Below are 20,913 nucleotides of genomic sequence, written 5' to 3'. Positions count from 1 at the left end.
GGGTCCTTCCCCCTTTTCTCACTTTTTTTCGCGTCCCTGGAGATTTACACCCAAGTTTGTTCCCTCTTCTTCAGTGTTTTCCATTTCCTCCAGGGAAATTTCCTTTTTCTTGGCATCAAAAACCTTCACACTCAAACACAAGCTCTGCAACTCCTTAACCAGTACTTTAAAAGACTCAGGCAGAGAAGGCTTAAATACATTTTTACCTTTCACAATGGCTTCGTATGCCTTCACTCTCCCAGTGATGTCATCCGATTTTACCGTAAGCATTTCCTGCAGAGTATATGCTGCACCATACCCTTCCAGAGCCCAGACCTCCATCTCGCCAAAGCGCTGACCACCAAACTGCGCCTTACCACCGAGAGGCTGCTGGGTTACAAGCGAGTATGGACCAGTGGAACGAGCATGAATCTTGGTTTCTACCAGGTGGGCCAGTTTCATCATATAGATATATCCCACAGTAACCCGGTTATCCAGGGGTTCACCGGTTCTCCCATCATAGAGTACAGTTTTTCCATCATGGTCAATCTGTAGATCTCTCGAAACACGGTGGTCAAAAAATTCTTCAAAATCCACCCTGCCTTCAGGCGACTGCACTTTGTTAATAGCTTCCAGAATTTCCCTTTCCCTCGCGCCATCAAAGGGTGGACTGGCTACAAATTGCTTTTCTTTATTAGCAATCCATCCCAAATGGGTTTCCAAAATTTGACCGATATTCATACGTGACGGCACTCCCAGAGGATTCAGCACAATGTCAACCGGTGTACCATCGGGAAGATAAGGCATGTCTTCTTCGGCGACCACTCGAGCGATAACCCCTTTATTTCCGTGACGTCCCGCCATCTTATCGCCCACCGAGATCTTCCGCTTCTGAGCGACAAAGACTTTTACCAGCTTATTGACCCCAGGAGATAGTTCGTCGCCGCTTTCCCGGGAAAACACTTTCACGTCAATAACCTTACCATATTCACCATGAGGTACCCGGAGCGATGTATCTCGGACTTCCCGAGCTTTCTCGCCAAAAATAGCCCGCAAGAGCTTCTCTTCAGGCGTCAACTCGGTCTCTCCTTTGGGGGTTACCTTCCCCACCAGAATATCACCCGGTTTCACATCTGCTCCAATCCGGATGATTCCGCTCTCATCCAGGTTACGTAACATGTCTTCTCCCAGATTAGGAATATCTCGGGTAATTTCTTCAGGACCCAGCTTGGTTTCCCGAGCCTCTATTTCGTACTCTTCAATGTGAATAGAAGTAAAAACATCCTCTTTGACCAACCTTTCGCTGATGACGATGGCATCCTCAAAATTCTCTCCTTCCCAGGGCATAAACGCCACAAGCACATTTCTCCCCAAGGAAACCTCACCCATCGCAGTACACGGACCGTCAGCAATGACCTGCCCCTTGGAAATAAAATCTCCTTTTCTTACAATCGGCTTATGGTTAATGCAGGTACTTTGGTTGGAACGCTGAAACTTATCCAGTTCGTAAACATCGATAAAACCATCTTCCGTTTCGATTTCAATACGTAAACTATCTGCCTTCCTCACCCAGCCAGCTCTTCTGGCCACCACCGTTGCTCCGGAGTCCTGTGCCACTTTATACTCCATTCCAGTTCCAATGTAAGGGGGATGAGGAGCAAGAAGAGGAACAGCTTGTCTTTGCATGTTCGTGCCCATGAGTGCCCGGTTCGCGTCGTTGTGTTCCAAAAAGGGAATCAACGAAGCCGAAACGCTGATAATCTGCTGAGGAGAAACATCCATAAAATCGACTTTACTTTTTGGAACCTCCACGATCTTACCCCGAAAACGGACCACCACTGTTTCTTCTACAAGCACCCCATCCTGGCCAACCTTCACGTCTGAAGGCGCGATGTGATAACGATCTTCTTCATCAGCAGTTAAATATATAATCTCGTTGGTTAATCTCCCATCTACGACCCGGCGATAGGGAGTCTCAATAAACCCATATTCGTTTACTTTGGCAAAAATGCAAATCGAAGTAATAAGACCAATATTGGGTCCTTCGGGAGTCTCAATGGGGCACATTCGACCATAATGGGTATAATGAACATCTCGAACCTCAAAACCGGCTCGCTCTCTGCTCAGTCCCCCCGGCCCCAGAGCACTCAGACGCCGTTTGTGAGTAATTTCAGAAAGAGGATTAATCTGATCCATAAATTGCGATAGAGGACTACTCCCCAGGAACTCCCGCAAAGCCGCTACCACTGGACGAACGTTAATCAAACTCTGAGGAGTGGGAGATTCGGTATCAGGCTGGATGGTCATTCTTTCTCTTATGACCTTTTCCACTCGGAGTAGGCCGGTGCGAAATTGATTTTGCAAGAGTTCCCCTACAAGTCTTGCTCGACGGTTCCCAAGATGGTCAATATCATCATCATATCCGATACCATCAATAAGGTTCAAAAGATACCGGATACTCCCCACCACGTCCTCGGGAGCAAGGGTTCTACTCTTTTTAACCCGTACCTTCTCGATACCCAGCCCTCGAAGTTCTCGGATCAGATCAAGCGTCAACTCTTTTCCTTTTTCTAAAAGCACTGTTCCCGTATCGATATCCTTGACGTCCTCGGTTAACACCCGACCCTCCAGATTTTCGGAGAGCACCTCCCAGGTATCTTCTCGCTCCACGTAGACTTTGACTTCAAAGTCTTCTTCGTTAAACACTTTAACGTACTCTATGGGATATTCCTGGCTTAGCCATTCAATTTCCTGAGCAAGCTGCCGGTTCAGGCGGTCATTCCTTTTCAAAACCACCTGATAGCGGGAGAAATCGCTTTCCATTTCCGGAGAAAATTCCCGCAAAACCTTCCGTTCCGCAAGGTCAATGACCAGATCTTCAGCCACCATCGGTTCTTCTATGCGCACAATCCGTTCTTCCAATCTTAATTTATTGTTGATTTTGTAGCGCCCCACTTCTCCCAGATCGTAATGTCGAGGATCACTAAAGAGATACCGGATAAAATCACGGGTATTCTCCTCAGTAGGCGGTTCGCTGGGTCTCAAGCGCCGAAACATTTCTGTAACTGCTTCTCTGGCATTGCTGGAAGGGTCTTTTTCCAGAGTTTTGCGAATTAAGGGATGACGATCGAAAAGAGACAGGATATCTTCATTACTGTCAAATCCAAAAGCTCTCACCAAAGTACAGGCGTTAATTTTACGACGTTTATCCACCCGCACAAAAAGCACATCCCCAGGATCGATACCGAACTCGAGCCAAGCCCCTCGATTCGGGATAATTTTAAATCCGTATTCCACTTTTCCAGTAGCAGTCACCTCTCTGGAAAAGAAAACTCCAGGAGAACGCACGAGCTGTGTCACCACCACTCGCTCGGCTCCATTGACCACAAAAGTACCCTTATCGGTCATAAGTGGCATATCACCCATGTAGACGTCCTGCTCTCGAATTTCATTGGTTCGTCGATCAATCAATCGTACTCGAACGTACAGCGGAGCAGCGTAGGTTCTTCCTTTTTCTTTGGCCTCTTTGATGCTCAGAGGCGGTTCTTCCAGACGGTATTCCAGAAACTCCAGAATCAAGTTACCAGTAAAATCCTGAATGGGGAACACTTCCAGAAAAACTTCCTGCAACCCCTGGCGCCTCCGCTCCTGAGGAACAACATCTGCCTGGAGAAACCACTGGAAAGAATCTCGCTGAATCTCTATGAGGTTGGGAATCTCGGCACAAGGAGGAATCTTAGCAAAACTTCGCCTTCTCACATAACCCAGACTCACGCATCACACCACCTTTGAGGGGAAGTTAAAAATGGGAGCAACACTTATCAATACCTATCAAATTCTCATACCAAAAATAGCAGAAAAAATAAACAACCCATCCTTTTCCATGAAACAATTGGGCTTTCAAACCGACAATTGGTCATTGTAAAAGATTTACGCAGGTCTGTCAAGAGATTCAGGAGGATAATTTTGGAAAAATTATCGAAGCATACCCTACAACTCGGTCCATATCACCGGTTACCTCACCACTGTGCGTATACACCAAAAGAGATCCCTTACTTCCTGAGATATTTCGGTGATATTCCATCAATACTGCAATACCCCCAGGACCACAAACACTGATTCCTCGTGTATACATTTCCCTATAAAAACCTTCGACATCCAGAGAAAGAATACGAACAATCAGGGCAGAATCTTTTTCGGTTACCACATTCGCCTCTTCATAATGGGAAAAATCGCTGCTGGCAACGATACAAAGCCTGCGACACGCACTGAGTTTTTTCAAAGCTTCGGCAATAGCGCGAGCCGTCGCTGGATCCTGTTTGACAAGCGCAATTGGCAGCACCTTAAAATCATAGGAAAGAAAACATTGCAGAAAAGGGAGCTGCACCTCCAGAGAGTGTTCTAATCGATGAGCCTCTGAATCCACCCGAAAAAAGGGGTTGTGTTCCACCAAAAAATCAATCGCTTCTCGATCCAAGGCCACAAGGCCGAGGGGAGTTTGCCAGAAATCCTCGCCTCCCAGAGCCACTTCTGCCCCGATCCCTCGGTGATTTGGTCCAATGAGCACCACAGTCTCTACAGGGGGAGAAAGAGAGAGAGCATAAGAAGAGTACGCGGCAATCTTTCCAGAATAGATATATCCAGCATGGGGGCTGACCACACCGACAACACCTTTTGCACCCTGCAGGGACCTTTGAATCACTTGCTTCGTTTCTTCGGTCAACATGGTTCTAACCATAGCGCGCAGTTCCTCTCCCTGCGAAGGATAAAAATATCCAGATACCGCTGGTTTTCTTACCATTTTGACCACCTCTTACGGTACATTTTTATTCGATAGAAAACTAAAAGAAGCAAAAGAAGCACAAGGGCGAGAACCAAAAGAAAGACATTTGACCCACCCATCAGAAGAAAAGAAAGCCAAAGGAAAGAGAGAAAAGCACGCCAGTAACCATTCCGAAAAGACCTGAGATAAAACTCTCGGGCGCTTTCCGCTTTCCCGATTTTGCGTAATTCTTTTCCCTTCAGGTAATACAGTTCACCCAAAGTCTTTCTCCACCTATCCCGATGTTCTGCGTCGTTAAGAAAGAGTTCTTCAGCCTGAGCTATCATACCTTCCAGATCGCCACGTTTTTGGAGAAAACGAAAGACCAGCCTTGCCAATTCCGGATCTTTCCTCTCCTCTGGAGAAAGGCGTTCCCACAGAGCAAAAAAATCGCCATCATTTCCACTTTCCAAAAGAGAGAGAAGGTATCGCTTAGGCTGAAGCAGGAAAACCGCGTTGATGGCCTTTACCCGGTTGTTTCCGGCATCAGCTACCCATAATATCCCTTCCTCATCCACCCATACTCCTTCAGGATATGAAAAATCTAACTCTCCAATACCTTCCTTGCCACCAATGGTAGTTACAAGATTACCTTGCCGATCATAAATTGTGATACGGTGATTACGATAATCAGAGATAAAAACAAAATCATTCTGCACAAAAATATATCGGGGATGACGGAAGTTCACATCCTCGCTTCCTTCCCGACCAAAACGGAATAAGAACCGACCACTTTTGTCAAGTACTTGAACGCAATTGTGCGCCGTGTCCACAATCCAGATGTGTCCCTCACGGTCTACTGTAATACCCCTCGGATAATAAAACTCTCCGTCACCCATTCCCTCTTTACCCAAAGAATCGATTTCTTTACCCGAAGAATCGAAAATCACGATCCGTGAATTCCCAGTATCAGCCACATATATATTTCCCTCCCCATCAACCCATATTCCCCGGGGTTCACGGAAAGACGATTTTTCGGGCTTCAGCGAAACTACTACATTTCCCGTCACCGTGTCGAAAATTTTGACCTGATTCCCTTTCTGCTCCACCACAAAAAGTTTCCCGCTGCGTAAAGCCAGCCCTACCGGTCCTTGAAGACCTGGAATAGATTTCAAAAGTTTCCCTTCTCGGGTAAAAGCCAGAACCCGGTTGTTTCCCCAATCACTCACCCAAACCACTCCCGTCCCAGAGTCCACCACCACTCCTACCGGGTAATTCATAAAAGGGGGATCCTCGGCAACTTCTTCAAAGCTTTTCTCCAGCTTCCAGGGAAATTCTACAGCCTGCACACTTCCAGAAAGAAAGAAGCAGAGATACACGACAAGGACAGCGAGCACTGTTTTTTTACGACTCCTTACCACCTTCACCTAGTAATACCTCCATCTCTTTGTGAATGCTCAATTCGAGTTCTCCCACCGTCGAAGAAAGCAGAAGATGTGAAAAAGCTACTTGAATGGGAAAGGGTCGAGGAAACCTTGCTCCCCGCGGAAAACTCTCGTAAGTTCCTCGAATCCCAGCGACGACCAGAGGAACTTTTGCTTTTAGTAGCAGCTTAATCACTCCAGGTTTAAATTCTCTGATCACGCCGTCGTTGCGTGTCCCTTCGGGAAAAAGACAAACCACCTTCCCCTGCCGCAGGAGGGTAAAAATTCTTTTCACTGCAACTTGGTCAACTTCCTTCCTTCGAAGGGGAAAAGCTCCCAGCTGATACAGAAAAAACCGTGCCAGCGGATTGCGGAAAAGTTCCTCTTTGGCGACAAAGTAGACTCGCCGCGGCGCAGCACACCCTATCACAATGGGATCAAGATAACTGGAATGATTTGAAACAATAACACAGGGTCCCTCCTTGGGAATAGAAAACTGACCTTTGACTCGGAAACGAAAAAAAAGCTTCAACAGGAAAAGAGCCAGATACTTACTCAAAAAATAAACCATACGCTTTTAACCTACAAACATTCTCGATTAATTTTCCCATACCACTGCACTACTTACAAGTCGAAACCTTTCTAACTTTTCTTCGTCCTTTGTAAGGACTCACTGACCCGAAGTCGTGCTAAAGCTCGCAAGATCGCGGCTTGAGCACGAATAAAATCTGTCTCAGCAGACTTTTCTCGCAGCCGCTTCTCCGCCCGCTTGAGCGCCTCTCTAGCTCGTTCAACATCAATTTCGTGAGCTTCCTCCACACTACCCGTTGTGATGACCACACTGCGCGGGTTCACTTCGGCAACCCCTCCCGCGATTGAGAAATAGTGTTCCTCATCAGCGTCATCTATACAACGCAAAATACCAATAGCAACTTCAAAAAGTGCAGGCACATGTCCAGGCAAAACACCCCGCTTCCCATCTGGACAATCGAGTACCAGCGACTGTACCCGAGGAAGGATTACGGTTTTCTCTGGAGTCACTATGCGTAACTCTAAATTCTTCATTTTTTTAAAGACTCCTTGACCTTCGTTTCAACCTGGGTAATAGTTCCAGTCATATAGAAGGCCTGCTCTGGCCAGGAATCACACTCTCCACTGAGAATCATTTCTACTCCGTTCAGTGTCTCTTCCAAAGGAACAAACACCCCAGGAATACCGGTAAAGTTCTCTGCAACAAAAAATGGCTGCGTCAGAAAACGCTGGATTTTACGAGCTCGATTGACGACGAGTTTGTCTTCCTCCGATAATTCCTCCATACCCAGAATAGCGATGATATCCTGAAGTTCCAGATAATGAGCAATCACCTGCCTCACTTTTTGCGCAAGACGCCAGTGTTTTTCTCCAACTATGGCCATATCCAGTGCTCGGGAAGTCGACTGAATGGGATCCACCGCAGGATAAAACCCCTGTTCAAAAAGTCTGCGAGAAAGAACCGTAATAGAGTCAAGATGGTGAAACGTGGTTGCCGGAGCAGGGTCCGTTAAGTCATCTGCTGGTACATAGATGGCCTGAACCGAGGTAATAGAACCATTAGTCGTGGAAGCAATTCGTTCCTCAATCATGCCAATTTCTTCCGCCAAGGTGGGTTGATACCCTACCGCGGAAGGAATACGACCCAGAAGAGCAGAAACTTCCGACCCTGCCTGGACATAGCGAAAAATATTATCAATGAAGAGCAGGACATCCTGAGAAAGAACATCACGGAAATACTCAGCCATAGTCAGAGCTGTCAAAGCCACTCGAAACCGAGCTCCAGGTGGTTCATTCATCTGCCCGAAAACAAGGACGGTGTGATTGAGTACCCCACTGTTCTGCATCTGAACCCATAAATCATTTCCTTCTCGACTCCGCTCGCCGACTCCTGCAAAAACCGAAACCCCCCGATGAGTGGTCGCAGTACGATGGATCAACTCCATGATGAGAATGGTTTTCCCCACCCCAGCACCACCAAAAAGCCCGGTCTTGCCCCCACGAATATAGGGACACATAAGGTCAAGGATTTTTATTCCCGTATGGAAAACCTCTCCCGAGAGTGTACGCTCTGTTAACGGCGGAGCCAAACGATGGATGGGATACCGCAAGGACGTTCTTATCGAGCCTCTCTGGTCAACTGGCTCTCCCAGAACATTAAACATTCTCCCTAAAGTTTCTTTTCCCACTGGTACCTGAATCGGCCCTCCGGTATCCTGTACCTCCACCCCTCTCTGTAAACCCATGGTATCCTGAATAGCAATGCAACGCACCAGCCCTTCCCCAAGATGTCCATGAACCTCCAAGGTCAGGGGAGGGGATGAAATGTCTCCCTCGTTTCTTTTAGGAACAAACAAAGCATTATGGATAGGAGGCACATCGTGCTGAGGAAAACGAACATCCACAACCTGTCCAAAAACCTGCTCAACCAAACCAATCCTCATACACGCCACATCCCTTCAAAAATTATAAAACTTCCGCGGCGCTCGTGACCTCATTCAATTCCTGCGTGATTCTCTCTTGACGCTTCTTGTGGTAAAAAATAGTCAGTGATTCAATAATATCCTTAGAATGGGTCGTCGCTGCATCCATGATGGTAAACCTTGCGGCGTGCTCACTGACGAAAGACTCCATCACTGTTTGATAAAGCATCCCTACAAGATACTGTTGCTCCAAGGTCCTCCGTAAGGAAATCAAATCGCCAAAAAGCAGATGTTCTACCTCTAATTTCTTTCGATCTTGTATTGGAAGCAATTTCGTGTGAAGTTGTGGCGGAAATACCTGTACAATCTGTAGAGCACGAGAGGTGATCGAAAAATAACGAGTAAAAGCAATATAGAGGTACGTATAGCGTCCTTCCTCCCTCATTTTCATAATCCGAAACGCCAGGTCCCGCACACCAGCATAGTGGGGAACATGATGTAACGATAAAGAAGAAACCAGAACTACATTTTTTTGCAGCTCTCGCAATTCCCGCTCTCCCTGTTTTCCCAAAATTGCAATTTTTACTCGGGGAAGACCTTTCAATTCCACAAAGCGGAACACGGCGTCGGCAACATTCTTATTAAAACCTCCCACCAAGCCCTTATCCGAAAATATAGCCAAAAGAAGAATTCGATCCTCTGGAAATACGAGAGAGGGCATATAAAGTTCGATGGTTTCCAAATTCTTTTTTAAATTCTCCACAAAGTGGCGAACCTGCTCTACAGTTTCTTTCCCCAGTCGCAAACGAACCGCGGAAAGAGTCTTCATCGCATGGGTCACGTGTTGAATTTGCCTGACCAGAGCAATCTGTTTTTTGATTCCCTGAATTTTAGCCATCCTTCTATATCTCCAGGAATCTTTCAGTGAACTGCATAATGGTGACCTTCAGTTCCTCCTCCAAGTCCCGAGACCAGGATACCTCTTTTTCCAAACGCTCAAGGAGCTCTGATCTCTCTGTCTCGAAGTAAGCATAAAGTTGCGCTTCCCAGTCTTTGATTCGTTCCCAGGGGACTTTATCTACCAGTCCCTGAGTAGCAGAAAAAATACAGACAATTTCCCAAGCCAATGGTAAAGGAGTGAACCGAGGCTGGGTCAAAAGTTGCAATACCCTTTTCCCACGTTCGAGTTGTTTTTTGGTTATTTCGTCGAGATCCGAACTGAAGCGAGCAAAGTCCTCCAACTCAAAGTACTGCGACAAATCCAATCGTAGCCTTTTTGCCACACTCTTCATGATGGGGGTCTGCGCTTCTCCCCCCACCCTCGAAACCGAAAGCCCTATATTTATTGCAGGCATAAAACCTCTAGCAAAGAGCCCACTCTCAAGATAAATCTGTCCATCCGTAATGGAAATAATATTAGTGGGAATATATGCCGAGATATCACCTTCCTGAGTCTCTGCAATAGGAAGCGCACTCAAGGAACCGCCACCCAAATCTTCCGACAGTTGAGCGCTCCGTTCCAGTAAACTCGAATGAATATAGAAGATATCCCCCGGATACGATTCCCTTCCCGGAGGCCGGCGCATCAAAAGAGCGATGGTTCGATAAGCATTAGCATGTTTGGTCAGGTCATCGTACACCAGAAGCACATCCTCGCCCTGATACATAAAATACTCCCCAATGGCACAGGCTACATATGGAGTAAGATAGACCAGAGCTGGAGGGTCCTCAGAAGAAGTAGCCACGACTATACTATAACTCATTGCCCCAAAAGACTTGAGGGTATCCACAACCTGAACAATACTGGAAAGTTTCTGTCCTATTCCAGCATAAATACAAATGACATTTTTCCCTTTTTGATTAATTATCACGTCGAGGGCCAGCGAAGTTTTGCCGGTACGTCGATCCCCAATAAGCAGTTCCCTCTGCCCCTTTCCCAGGGGAATCATGGCATCCACGATTTTCACCCCGGTGAGAAGTGGTCTCTGAACCGGAACCCGATCCACAATCCTGGGTGCTGGAGAAAATACTGGCCTTTTACTGTGCGCACTTAAAGGCGCACCCCCATCCAGAGGGTTTCCCAAGGGATCAATCGTTCTCCCTAAAAGCTCTTTTCCAACCGGAATTTCTAACGTTCCTTTGACCCGGAATACTGGGTCACCAGCCCGAAGTGTAGTGTAATCACCCAGGATAATGCACCGCAATCGCTCTCTCTCCAGATTAAAAACTTGCCCAGGAATTTTTCCAGCAAAAAGGAGTTGTTCCCCAACCAGAGCCTTCTTGAGACCTTTTACTAGAGCCACACCATCTTGCACTTCCAGAAGCTCTCCAACTTCGTGAATTTCCGGTCTGACCTGGTAAGAACGAACTATCTCTTTGGTTTTCCGAACAACCTCTTCCAGAACGCTCATTTTTATTCGCCCTTCAATATAAACTCTTTCATCCTTTCAAGTTGCGTCCTGATACTGCAATCAATTATTAGATCCCGCACGAAAACAACCACTCCTCCAATGAGCGACTCATCAATCTCCTCCTGAAGAGAGAAGAGACTCCCGTTTAAAAATTGTTCCATCTTCGCCCGGATGAGGGCGCGTTGCACATCAGTGAGGGGGAAAGGTGTCACCACCCGTACTACTTCATCGCTCATGAATTGTTCCCACCTGCGCCTCCAACTCTTTCAAGGCTTCTTCAAGCAACACATCAATCAGACGAGTCTGCACTTCAGGGGTAATCTGTGTGGCAAGAAATTTCTTGACCACTTCCTCGGTGAGTTCAACGATATCCTCACGCAAACCGCTGAGTAATTCTTCTACCTCTTTTCGCGCTTTTCGCCGGTACTCATTTTTAATTTTCTCGCCTTCTTCGTATGCTTCCCGAATGATGCCTTCCTTAATTTTAGAAGCTTCCAATTTTGCCTGATCCATAATTTCAAAATATTTCTCTTTCGCTCTGACCATCTCTTCCTCAAGAGCACGTTTTGTAGCTTCAAGATTTTTCTTTTCATCTTCGATCTTTTGCAACTCCCCCCGAATAAATTGAGAACGCTGGTCGAGCGCTCTAACCACAGGTCTAAAGAGAAACCGGAAAAGAAGAAAAACCAGAGCAATAAAATTAATAATCTGAAATATGATACTTCGGTCAATACGAATCATACTGGAAACACTTCCTAACGAAAGACGTAACGAAGCAAAGGATTGGCAAAAAGAAGAATAAGAGAAATAACCAGGACATAAATGGCCAGAGATTCAAGCATGGCCAGACCAACAAAAAGGGTTCTACTGATCGGACCAGTGGCTTCCGGCTGGCGAGCAATGCTCTCCAGAGCCTGAGCACATGCTTTACCCTGTCCCAAAGCAGGAAATATGACTCCCAAGGCGATAGCAAAACCAGCAGTGAAAACTGTCACGCAAAGAAAAATTATCTCTCCTTGCATAGACTTTCATCTCCTTCGTCAAAGCATTAAATGGGATTATACAACTAATGTTTTGAAACTTCAACCGCAGAACTGAGGTACACCACGGTAAGAATGGTAAAGATGTACGCCTGGATGATTCCTGTAAAAATACTGAAAAGCATCATCGGTACAGGAACAAAAAGAGGCGCCAGGAGAAATAGGATTCCAATAATGATTTCTTCCCCGAGAATGTTGCCGAAAAGTCGCAGGGCTAAAGAAAAGGTCCGGGTAATCTCACTAATAACATGGAAAGGAAGAAGAATCGGCGAGGGAGAAATATATTCCTTAAAATATTGTTTAAGCCCCTGTGTGGTAATACCATAGAAGGGGACTGCAAAAAATACCACTAATGCCAGAGCAAAAGCCGTATTAAAATCGGAAGTAGGTGCCTTAAGGCCGGGTACAAGATGGGCCAGGTTCGCTGTCCCGATAAAAAGGGCCAGAGTTCCGACCAATGACAAAAATTTCCTGCCATTACCTGGCGACATTCCTTCAATCAGGTTGATAATCGCTTCCACGAAGAGTTCCAACACATTCTGTAATCGACCAGGGATAAAAGTCATCTTTCGGGTGAGAACAAAGGACAAAAACACCAAAAATACCATCACTATCCAGGTAGAAACGATGGTTTTGGTAATCGGAATCGTAAAAAAATAAAAAAGAGTCTGAGGATTAAATATTTCTTCCATTTCTATCCCTCCAGTCCATTCCTAACCAAATAACCAAGGAAAAATAGACCACCGAGAAAGAGAGGATAAAGAGCATGATATCTCCATGAAAAAAGCGGAGAAAAACGAGAATGACTGTACCACTTAAAAGAAGACGCAAAAACATGGTAAAAGATGAAGTAGCCTTCCGCCGCACAATTTTTTGGACATCTTTCCATAGCAGCAATATCTCAAGAACTGCCAGAGTGAAACCACCAAAGCTACCTATCATTGCTCTTATCATTGGAAAGACCATTCTTACCCATTTTGCGGCTTTCTTTCATCAAAAACTCGTACAGGTTATAAAAACCCAGTATGGCACCCAAAACCAAGAGCGACAGGGTCCACGAGAAACCGAGGAAATAGTGGCGATCCAGGTACTGACCCACAAAAATTCCCAAAAGTACTGGGCTTACCGTCATCCAGGCTAAATCCCAGAGTATTCCTATATCTTTAAAAATGCTCTCTTTATCCCACCGATTCATAACCGCATACCTTGTGTTAAAGAACAAAATTCTTGAATATCCTCATAAGGAAAACCAAAGAAACGGCTCACAAATTGGAGAATCCTCCAGGAGGCTTTTCCGTCACCGAAGAGGTTTTTCCTCTGACGAAGACGACTTCTGGTGCCAAGGATGGCAAGAGCTTCCTGAGCAATTCTTTCGGCGTGACAACCCACCAAAGTCCCTAACCCCGATTCCACCACCTCAGGCCTCTCGGTCGACTCTCGAGTAATGAGAACTGGAATCCCCAAAGAAGCCGCCTCTTCCTGTACACCACCTGAATCGGTAACCACCAAAACCGAGCGAGAAAGAAGCTGCACAAAATCAGGGTATTCCAGATGGTCAAGAAGAACCACCCGAGGAGTACTGGTGAGTTCTCGCATTACCGTCTCCCGCACCAAAGGATTCGGGTGAAGAGAGAAAAAAACCTTTACATCTGGACATGTTTCAGCAATTATTTTTACCCCGAAAGCAATACTCCGCATTCCTTCTCCCCAGTTCTCCCGGCGATGGGCAGTAACCGTGACAAAACGATAAGAACCGTCAACTCGTTCAAACTCCTTTTTGAGCACCGGATGAGAAAGTGGCCGACCGTCATTCAGAATGAGCAACAAAGCATCTACAATGGTGTTCCCAGTCAAAAGGATTTGCGATTCATTGATGCCTTCCCGAAGAAGATTTCTTTTCGCCAGAAAAGTGGGAGCAAAATGAAAGTCCGCAAGACGCGAAATCAGAACTCGATTCATCTCTTCGGGAAAAGGACGCCACTTTTCCCAGGTTCGCAAGCCAGCTTCCACATGTCCCAGGGGTATGCGAAAATAAAATGCCGATAGCGCTCCGCATAGAGCAGTGGTGGTGTCTCCTTGTACAAAAACAAAGTCCGGTCTTTGTTCACGAAAAACCTGCTCCAACTCTTCTACAATTCTGGAAGTGAGATAATGCAGAGATTGTTTCTCCACCATCACCTGCAAATCATAATGAGGTGCAAGACCAAAATTGCGCAAGAACGCGGTAGACATCTCCCGATGCTGACCGGTATTAATCAACTTAATTTCAAATTCTTCCTTTTGCAGAAAAGCGAGAATCAGAGGAGCCAGTTTAATTGCTTCGGGTCGGGTCCCCAGAATAAAAAAAATCTTAGCTTTTTTCAACCGAACTCTTCCTTTCTGGAAGCTCCGTAACCCTGAGGTTCTTCCCCCATCCCAGAAAGAGCACCACAAAGAAAAAGAAAAAGAGGAGTGAATACGTGCTGTTTGCTAAGAAAAAATTAATAAGGATTGCCGTACCTCCACAAAGCGCACTGATACCATAAAAGATCACCACCACTTCTCTTTGTGAATACCCCTTCTCCAGCAATCGATGATGGAGATGACCACGATCCGGATGCAAAATGGAAAGACCATTCTTTTTTCGACGAACAATCGCAAAAAAGGTGTCAAAGATAGGAATACCGAGAATGAGAATCGGCACAGCCAGAGTAAACGCAGCAGCACTCTTTGTGGCTCCCTGCACCGAGGTCGAGGCAAGCATAGCACCCAGAAAAAGGGCGCCACCATCTCCTAAAAAAATACGAGCGGGTGGAAAATTATAGAGCAAGAAACCCAAAATACCTCCAGAAAGGAGAAAAGAAAGAATAGCCGGTTCCATACGACCCTCCTGCCAGGCAATCATTCCCAGCGTAAAAGAGGCAATAGCCCCAACGCCTCCCGAAAGACCATCAAGACCATCGATGAGATTCAGAGCGTTCGAAATACCCACAATCCACATCAAAGTCAAGGGATATCCCCAGAAACCCAAATAAAACATGCGATCCCAAGGCAGCGTAAAAAAGCGAATCAGCACCCCACCCTGGATGAGCAGCACAGCGCCAAGAACCTGTCCCAAAAGTTTAATCCAGGGCGAAAGGGAAAAAAGGTCATCCAGGAAACCTATCAAAAAGAAAATCAAAACACCCAGCACTAAGAACCAGGAAAAGGACAGGTGGAGGAAAAAATGAAGCAGGAAAAAACTCACCAAAAAGGAAATAAAAAGCGACACACCGCCCAGACGGGGAACTGGCCGTTCATGAACCTTTCGCTGGTCACCAGGCCAATCAAACCAGTTCAATCGTTGACTGGTCAGAATAACAAGTGGTGTAACCGCCCAGGCTATGATAAAGGCAAAAAAACTAAAAAGCAGAACTTCTTTCAAGGAACTCCTCCCCCTGAAAATACACACATTGCAAGTCCTGCCTCCTCAAGCATCGCATCTGCTAAAAGATCTGGATAGGGGTTTTCATACACCACCCGCACCACTCCTGCATTGATAATCATTTTAGCACAAAGAATGCAAGGTTTGTGCGTGCAGTATAAGGTGGAATTTTTGGTGCTCACTCCGTGGAGTGCAGCTTGGATGATCACATTCTGTTCAGCATGAAGTCCCCGACATAATTCCTGATTCTGCCCAGAAGGAATATTGCCTGTACTCCGCAGACATAGATCCGGAGTGCAATGAGCTATATTGCTGGGAGCCCCATTATAACCAGTAGCAAGGATTCGCTTATCCTTCACCAATACCGCTCCAACCTGACGACGCAGACAGGTTGACCGAGTGGCCACAAGATGCGCAATCGCCATAAAGTAACTGTCCCAATCGGGTCTTTCCTTCACAACCGTTCGTACCTTTCTATTTTTTCCAGGCGTCGCGCATGTCGCTCTCCCTGAAAATCTGTCTCGAGCCACACCTTCACGATCTCCCGCGCCAAGCCCTTCCCAATCACTCTTTCACCCATAGTTAAAATATTAGCGTTGTTATGTTCCCGAGAAGCCCGTGCTGAAAATACGTCGTGACAGAGTGCCGCTCTTATCCCCTTCACTTTGTTTGCCGCAATAGACATTCCCACCCCGGTACCACAGATAAGAATCCCCCTGGCACCCCTTCCTTCTGCCACATCCTTTGCCAGAGGAATGGCCACATCCGGATAATCAAAGGACTCACCGGTATGGACACCGTAATCTTCCACTTCGTGACCCAGGCTCTGAATGAATATTTTCAAGTCTTCTTTCAATTGAACCCCAGCATGATCACTTCCCAGCAACACCTTCATCATCAATCCCCCTTTCTTTTCCTAAGCATACTTGCTCTGGTTCTCCCACTATAATCTTCAATAGAACATACATACTCCAGAGATGAGTATCCCTGGACTCTCTCCTGAATCGTATCTTTCTGCCGCGGGTCATGCTCAATCAAAAAAACTCCTCGTTCCTTTAAAAAGGAAACTCCCTCTTCTATGATCCTCCATATCATTCCCAAACCATCCTGATCAGCCACGAGAGCCTCTTTTGGCTCATATTCTCGAACTTCCCGGGCAAGACTATTCCATTCCTCTTGAGACACATACGGTGGATTCGCAAGAATTGCATCAAAACAAACACCCGAATCACGAAAGACCTCAAAAAGGTTAGAACGCAAAAGGAAAACTCGGTCCGCAATACCCAATCGTTGCGCATTCCGTTGCGCAAGTATTATGGCCTTTTCAGAAATATCAACCCCAAAGACTTGAAGACCAGGAACCCAAAACGCACAGGAAATTCCAATAACCCCACTCCCACATCCCACGTCACAAACGGTAACGTTCTCTTCCCTCTGAGTGAGAAACCGTAAAACCAATATCGCCTCCTCCACCCAGGCTTCAGTATCAAATCGAGGAATAAAAACTCCCTTCTCCATCTGAAATGGTAACGATAAAAATTCCCATTCCCCCAAAATGTACTGTAAAGGAACACCTCGCAAGCGTTCTTCAAGCATGGCATAAAGCTCCCGCAAGAGTTCCCCATCCAAGTCAAAATCCCAGAAAAGGTATACCCGGCCGGGGGTGGTGCGAAGGAGTTGAGCCAACAAAAGACGAGCTTCCCGCGTTGGAGAAAGAATCCGATTCTCCCGCAAAGTGTTCACCAAGTCCTTCCAGATTTTCCTTACCAGAGCCACACCTAACCAACCTTTTCAAGCATCTTAGCCCTTTCCTCGGCAGCCAGCGCCTCAATAATTTCTTCTAAATCTCCTTCCAGAACCGACTCCAGGCGATAGAGAGTAAGATTGATACGGTGATCGGTAACCCGGTTCTGAGGAAAATTATAAGTCCGAATGCGTTCACTTCGTTCTCCAGTTCCAATCTGCGTTTTCCTTTCCCGGTCTATTTCTTCTTTTTGGGTCCTTCGTTCTAACTCTAAGAGCCTCGCCCTTAAAATCCGCAGGGCCTTAGCTTTATTTTTATGCTGCGACTTTTCATCCTGACAGGTAACCACCATCCCCGTGGGAATATGGGTAACCCGGACTGCTGAATCGGTGGTATTCACACTCTGCCCCCCATGACCGGAGGAACGATATACATCAATCCGCAGTTCCTCGGGCTTTATTTCCACTTCCACTTCATCGGCTTCTGGTAACACAGCCACAGTCGCTGTAGAAGTGTGAATACGCCCTCCCGCTTCGGTAATCGGAATTCTCTGCACACGGTGAACTCCACTTTCAAACTTAAATTTACTGTACGCCCCTTTCCCCTCCACGGCAAAAATGATTTCTTTAAACCCCCCCAGCTCTGTAGGATTCGCGCTCATCACCTCGATTTTCCATCCCTGTCGTTCAGCATAACGACTATACATCCGGAAAAGGTCAGCCACAAAAAGCGCCGCTTCTTCACCACCAGTTCCTGCTCGAACCTCTACCAGTGTATCTTTCTCATCCCGAGGATCCCGGGGAAGGAGCATAATCTTAATTTCCCCAGCGATTCTATCCATGGCATCCCGAAGACGGTCCATATCCTCCTCTAAGAGAATCCTCATTTCCGGGTCCTTTTCAACCCTGAAAAGAGCTCGTTCTTCCTCCAGCTCCTTTTCCAATCTTTGATACTCTCTGTACTTGCTGACCAGGGGTTCTATCTCAGCAAGGCTCTGAGCATAATCTCGATAACGGGTCATATCACTGATTACCGCAGGATCAACCATTTTCTGGGTCAATTCTTCGTACTGTTTGGCAATGGCTTCAACTTTCTCCCGCCACATTGTCCCTTTCCTCCCCTAAACTTCCCTTCAGCGCCGAAAAAGCGACTTCGAGTTGAGAGCGGTCTGGTTCTCGAGTCGTAATCCGTTGTAACCAGAGGCCCGGTAAACTCAGTGAATAAATTAGGCTATTACTCCGGTAGCGCGAAATAAATCGAATCACTTCATAGGCAAGGCCGGCCACCAGAGGAACGACGAGAACTCGGGTGAGCACTCTACCAACGATTCCAGGTCTTCCCAAAAGGGAAAAAACAAAAATACTCACAATCATAACCACAATCAGCCAATTTGTCCCACAGCGAGGATGCCAGGTGGTAAACTTTTCAGCATTTTCCGGTTTCAACTCTTCACCACTTTCAAAAGTAAAAATTGCTTTATGTTCAGCACCATGGTACTCAAACACCCTTCTGATATCCTTCAAACTGGCAATAACCGCAAGATACACAAGAAAAATCCCCACCCGGATACACCCTTCCACAAGATTGTACAAGAAGGTCGAGGAGATAAATCGATCCACAAAAGAGGCTAAAAAGGTAGGAAGAGCAACAAAAAGACCCACAAAAAGACCAAGCGCAATAAGAATAGCCACTCCCATATCAAAAGTGCTCAGTTTTTCCTCCTCCTCTTCAAAAGCAACCGATACCGAGTACGAAAGAGCCTGCCACCCAACTATTAAGGAATCCACTAGACCCACAATCCCTCGAATAATAGGCAAACCAAAAAAGCGGTTTCTCTTGACAAGGGGTTTGGTATTCCTCACCTCTACGGCAATATCTCCATTTCTCTTGCGCACTGCCAGAGCCACTCTGAAAGGAGTACGCATCATGACCCCTTCGATCAAAGCTTGACCCCCTACATCAAGACACGTTCTTTTATTTTCCACTCTTTCTCCACGGTTGCCCACAGCTTTTCTCCCCTTCCGGACAAATTCCATCCACACAAGGAGGACCAGCAAATTCGAAAACCGCTGGTGCCTTCCCCTGGACTATTGCCAACATCCTCAAACACAATTCCCGGATTTCCCACTGAGCTCTATTACAAAGACGTAGGCGAAAAACATGCAAAAGTTCTCGGGCGTTAGCTGTAAATACCAAATTCGTAGTCATTCCCTGCGGAATGATATAACGGGCATCCTCCTTAGGTATTCCCAAGGCTAAGAGTTTTCCATACGCTTCTTTGCAACGTTGCACCACTTCCCAATAAAGACTCTTGGCTTGTGGATTTTCCTCAACTATCGGGGGGCACACAAAATCTGACACTTCAAGAGAAACATAACGCTGGCTCTGTTGCGCATACGATGCCAAGCGATGCCGGACCAGTTGATGTGATGCCACTCGAGAAATCCCCTCTATACGAAAAGTAAACGAAGCGTGTTCAAGAATTGATTCGTGTCCTCGATGCAAAAGTTCCCGAATTAATTGTCTCGCTTTTTCTACGGCGATCTCTTGAGGAGGATTTGTGCTGTAGCAGGTCCGTGCTGCCAGAGCGATTGTTATTTCCGGTTCCGGAGTCCATGTAACCAGAGAAACATCCATAAAAACGTCCCCAAAATCAAAAAAGGAAGTAGCACATGAAGCTACTTCCTTTAAACCAGCTATACAGAACCAACTAGTACGTATCTCCGTATTTGCTGCGAAATTTCTCCACTCTCCCGGCGGTATCCACCAGCTTTTGTTGGCCAGTGAAGAAAGGATGACATTTCGCGCAAATCTCCACCTTAATTTCAGGAAACCTGGTCGAACGGGTCATAAAAGAATTTCCACAGGCACAGACCACTCGAGTTTCTTTATATTCTGGATGGATTCCCTTCTTCATGTTGTTCACCTCTACCTCACCAAAAGTGGAAGATATTATAACATGGACATTCTCAGGTGTCAAAAGAGCACAAACGAAGCCCTTAGCGGGAGGCTTTCATAACCTGGTCAATGATTTTGAGAAATTCCCGGTTGGAACGGGTGTTTTGCATACGTTCGATGACCATCTGGATGGCTTCCTGCGACTCAACATTTGCCAGAAGCCTCCGTAGAGTCCAGATTCTCTCTAGGTCTTCCTTCTTGAGGAGCAACTCCTCCTTTCGGGTACCAGAACGATGAATGTCAATCGCCGGAAAAATTCTACTCTCGGCCAGAGCTCTACTGAGATGGAGCTCCATATTCCCTGTACCCTTGAATTCCTCATAAATAACTTCGTCCATTCGAGAACCGGTATCAATGAGGGCCGTAGCAAGAATCGTCAAACTTCCACCCTCTTCAATATTGCGGGCCGCCCCAAAGAAGCGTTTCGGCCAGTGTAAAGCCGAAGAGTCAATACCTCCAGAGAGTGTTTTTCCAGTAGTTGGTACAACCAGGTTGTTGGATCGAGCCAAGCGAGTGATGCTATCGAGAAGGATAACCACGTCCTTCCCCTCTTCCACAAGCCTCTTTGCCCTTTCTAAGGTGAGTTCGGCAACCCGAAGATGGTTTTCCGGTTTCTGATCGAACGTTGAAGCAATAACATATCCTTTCACCGAACGTTCCATTTGAGTCACTTCTTCAGGCCTTTCATCAATAAGAAGGACAATCAAAACCACATTGGGATAATTCGCAGAAATTCCGT

24 protein-coding genes are annotated in these 20,913 nt (G+C 46.4%); all 24 read right to left on the bottom strand.

Going from position 1 to position 20,913, the window contains the following annotated elements:
• Positions 1 to 18 precede the first annotated feature (18 nt).
• Positions 19 to 3,753, bottom strand: coding sequence for a DNA-directed RNA polymerase subunit beta (gene rpoB, locus ABDK92_04685; protein MEN3185920.1), 3,735 nt, complete (start codon positions 3,751 to 3,753; stop codon positions 19 to 21).
• 178 nt (positions 3,754 to 3,931) lie between these two features.
• Positions 3,932 to 4,780: an AmmeMemoRadiSam system protein B gene (amrB, locus tag ABDK92_04680; GenBank protein ID MEN3185919.1), complete on the bottom strand. Its 849-nt coding sequence runs from the start codon at positions 4,778 to 4,780 to the stop codon at positions 3,932 to 3,934.
• On the bottom strand, positions 4,774 to 6,168 hold the full coding sequence (locus tag ABDK92_04675; GenBank protein ID MEN3185918.1) for an NHL repeat-containing protein: 1,395 nt from the start codon (positions 6,166 to 6,168) through the stop codon (positions 4,774 to 4,776). Before ABDK92_04675 ends, amrB begins: the two co-directional genes overlap by 7 nt.
• Positions 6,146 to 6,736: a lysophospholipid acyltransferase family protein gene (locus ABDK92_04670; GenBank protein MEN3185917.1), complete on the bottom strand. Its 591-nt coding sequence runs from the start codon at positions 6,734 to 6,736 to the stop codon at positions 6,146 to 6,148. Before ABDK92_04670 ends, ABDK92_04675 begins: the two co-directional genes overlap by 23 nt.
• A gap of 71 nt (positions 6,737 to 6,807) precedes the next feature.
• Positions 6,808 to 7,230 (bottom strand): ATP synthase F1 subunit epsilon, encoded by a 423-nt coding sequence (atpC, locus tag ABDK92_04665; protein MEN3185916.1) that lies wholly within the window; start codon positions 7,228 to 7,230, stop codon positions 6,808 to 6,810.
• The gene (gene atpD / locus ABDK92_04660) at positions 7,227 to 8,639 is read right to left on the bottom strand and encodes a F0F1 ATP synthase subunit beta (protein MEN3185915.1); all 1,413 of its coding nucleotides are present in this window, start codon (positions 8,637 to 8,639) and stop codon (positions 7,227 to 7,229) included. Before atpD ends, atpC begins: the two co-directional genes overlap by 4 nt.
• A 22-nt stretch (positions 8,640 to 8,661) precedes the next feature.
• On the bottom strand, positions 8,662 to 9,516 hold the full coding sequence (locus ABDK92_04655; protein MEN3185914.1) for a FoF1 ATP synthase subunit gamma: 855 nt from the start codon (positions 9,514 to 9,516) through the stop codon (positions 8,662 to 8,664).
• A gap of 4 nt (positions 9,517 to 9,520) precedes the next feature.
• The gene (locus ABDK92_04650; GenBank protein MEN3185913.1) at positions 9,521 to 11,029 is read right to left on the bottom strand and encodes a F0F1 ATP synthase subunit alpha; all 1,509 of its coding nucleotides are present in this window, start codon (positions 11,027 to 11,029) and stop codon (positions 9,521 to 9,523) included.
• Positions 11,030 to 11,031: 2 nt separating this feature from the next.
• Positions 11,032 to 11,265, bottom strand: a complete 234-nt coding sequence (locus tag ABDK92_04645) for a F0F1 ATP synthase subunit delta (GenBank protein ID MEN3185912.1) — start codon at positions 11,263 to 11,265, stop codon at positions 11,032 to 11,034.
• Entirely contained in the window at positions 11,255 to 11,770 is a 516-nt protein-coding gene (atpF, locus tag ABDK92_04640; GenBank protein MEN3185911.1) for a F0F1 ATP synthase subunit B, read from the bottom strand. The genes ABDK92_04645 and atpF overlap by 11 nt, the downstream gene beginning before the upstream one ends.
• A gap of 14 nt (positions 11,771 to 11,784) precedes the next feature.
• Positions 11,785 to 12,051: an ATP synthase F0 subunit C gene (gene atpE, locus ABDK92_04635; GenBank protein MEN3185910.1), complete on the bottom strand. Its 267-nt coding sequence runs from the start codon at positions 12,049 to 12,051 to the stop codon at positions 11,785 to 11,787.
• A 44-nt stretch (positions 12,052 to 12,095) separates the two neighbouring features.
• Positions 12,096 to 12,761 carry a F0F1 ATP synthase subunit A gene (locus tag ABDK92_04630; protein ID MEN3185909.1) on the bottom strand — a complete coding sequence of 222 codons (666 nt, stop codon included), beginning with the start codon at positions 12,759 to 12,761 and terminating at the stop codon, positions 12,096 to 12,098.
• Positions 12,745 to 13,023 (bottom strand): hypothetical protein, encoded by a 279-nt coding sequence (locus tag ABDK92_04625; protein ID MEN3185908.1) that lies wholly within the window; start codon positions 13,021 to 13,023, stop codon positions 12,745 to 12,747. The genes ABDK92_04630 and ABDK92_04625 overlap by 17 nt, the downstream gene beginning before the upstream one ends.
• Positions 13,001 to 13,264, bottom strand: coding sequence for an AtpZ/AtpI family protein (locus ABDK92_04620; protein ID MEN3185907.1), 264 nt, complete (start codon positions 13,262 to 13,264; stop codon positions 13,001 to 13,003). The genes ABDK92_04625 and ABDK92_04620 overlap by 23 nt, the downstream gene beginning before the upstream one ends.
• Positions 13,261 to 14,433 (bottom strand): UDP-N-acetylglucosamine 2-epimerase (non-hydrolyzing), encoded by a 1,173-nt coding sequence (wecB, locus tag ABDK92_04615; protein ID MEN3185906.1) that lies wholly within the window; start codon positions 14,431 to 14,433, stop codon positions 13,261 to 13,263. The genes ABDK92_04620 and wecB overlap by 4 nt, the downstream gene beginning before the upstream one ends.
• A complete protein-coding gene (locus tag ABDK92_04610) occupies positions 14,420 to 15,472 on the bottom strand; it encodes an MraY family glycosyltransferase (GenBank protein ID MEN3185905.1) in 1,053 nt (350 codons plus the stop codon). Before ABDK92_04610 ends, wecB begins: the two co-directional genes overlap by 14 nt.
• On the bottom strand, positions 15,469 to 15,930 hold the full coding sequence (locus tag ABDK92_04605; GenBank protein ID MEN3185904.1) for a dCMP deaminase family protein: 462 nt from the start codon (positions 15,928 to 15,930) through the stop codon (positions 15,469 to 15,471). Before ABDK92_04605 ends, ABDK92_04610 begins: the two co-directional genes overlap by 4 nt.
• Positions 15,927 to 16,367, bottom strand: a complete 441-nt coding sequence (gene rpiB, locus ABDK92_04600) for a ribose 5-phosphate isomerase B (protein ID MEN3185903.1) — start codon at positions 16,365 to 16,367, stop codon at positions 15,927 to 15,929. The genes ABDK92_04605 and rpiB overlap by 4 nt, the downstream gene beginning before the upstream one ends.
• Before the next feature lie 2 nt (positions 16,368 to 16,369).
• Positions 16,370 to 17,248 carry a peptide chain release factor N(5)-glutamine methyltransferase gene (gene prmC / locus ABDK92_04595; GenBank protein ID MEN3185902.1) on the bottom strand — a complete coding sequence of 293 codons (879 nt, stop codon included), beginning with the start codon at positions 17,246 to 17,248 and terminating at the stop codon, positions 16,370 to 16,372.
• A 2-nt stretch (positions 17,249 to 17,250) separates the two neighbouring features.
• Positions 17,251 to 18,321: a peptide chain release factor 1 gene (prfA, locus tag ABDK92_04590; protein ID MEN3185901.1), complete on the bottom strand. Its 1,071-nt coding sequence runs from the start codon at positions 18,319 to 18,321 to the stop codon at positions 17,251 to 17,253.
• Positions 18,302 to 19,144: a DUF1385 domain-containing protein gene (locus tag ABDK92_04585; protein ID MEN3185900.1), complete on the bottom strand. Its 843-nt coding sequence runs from the start codon at positions 19,142 to 19,144 to the stop codon at positions 18,302 to 18,304. Before ABDK92_04585 ends, prfA begins: the two co-directional genes overlap by 20 nt.
• 46 nt (positions 19,145 to 19,190) lie before the next feature.
• Positions 19,191 to 19,853 carry an FAD-dependent thymidylate synthase gene (gene thyX, locus ABDK92_04580; GenBank protein ID MEN3185899.1) on the bottom strand — a complete coding sequence of 221 codons (663 nt, stop codon included), beginning with the start codon at positions 19,851 to 19,853 and terminating at the stop codon, positions 19,191 to 19,193.
• A gap of 73 nt (positions 19,854 to 19,926) precedes the next feature.
• On the bottom strand, positions 19,927 to 20,133 hold the full coding sequence (gene rpmE, locus ABDK92_04575) for a 50S ribosomal protein L31 (protein ID MEN3185898.1): 207 nt from the start codon (positions 20,131 to 20,133) through the stop codon (positions 19,927 to 19,929).
• A gap of 82 nt (positions 20,134 to 20,215) precedes the next feature.
• On the bottom strand, positions 20,216 to 20,913 hold a 698-nt coding region (gene rho, locus ABDK92_04570; protein ID MEN3185897.1), incomplete at its 5' end, for a transcription termination factor Rho.

It is taken from the genome of Atribacterota bacterium (assembly GCA_039638595.1).
Taxonomy (GTDB): domain Bacteria; phylum Atribacterota; class Atribacteria; order Atribacterales; family Caldatribacteriaceae; genus Profundicultor; species Profundicultor thermophilus.
The sequence above is the reverse complement of the archived record's forward strand: the minus strand, read 5'-3'. Positions and strand labels throughout refer to the sequence as shown.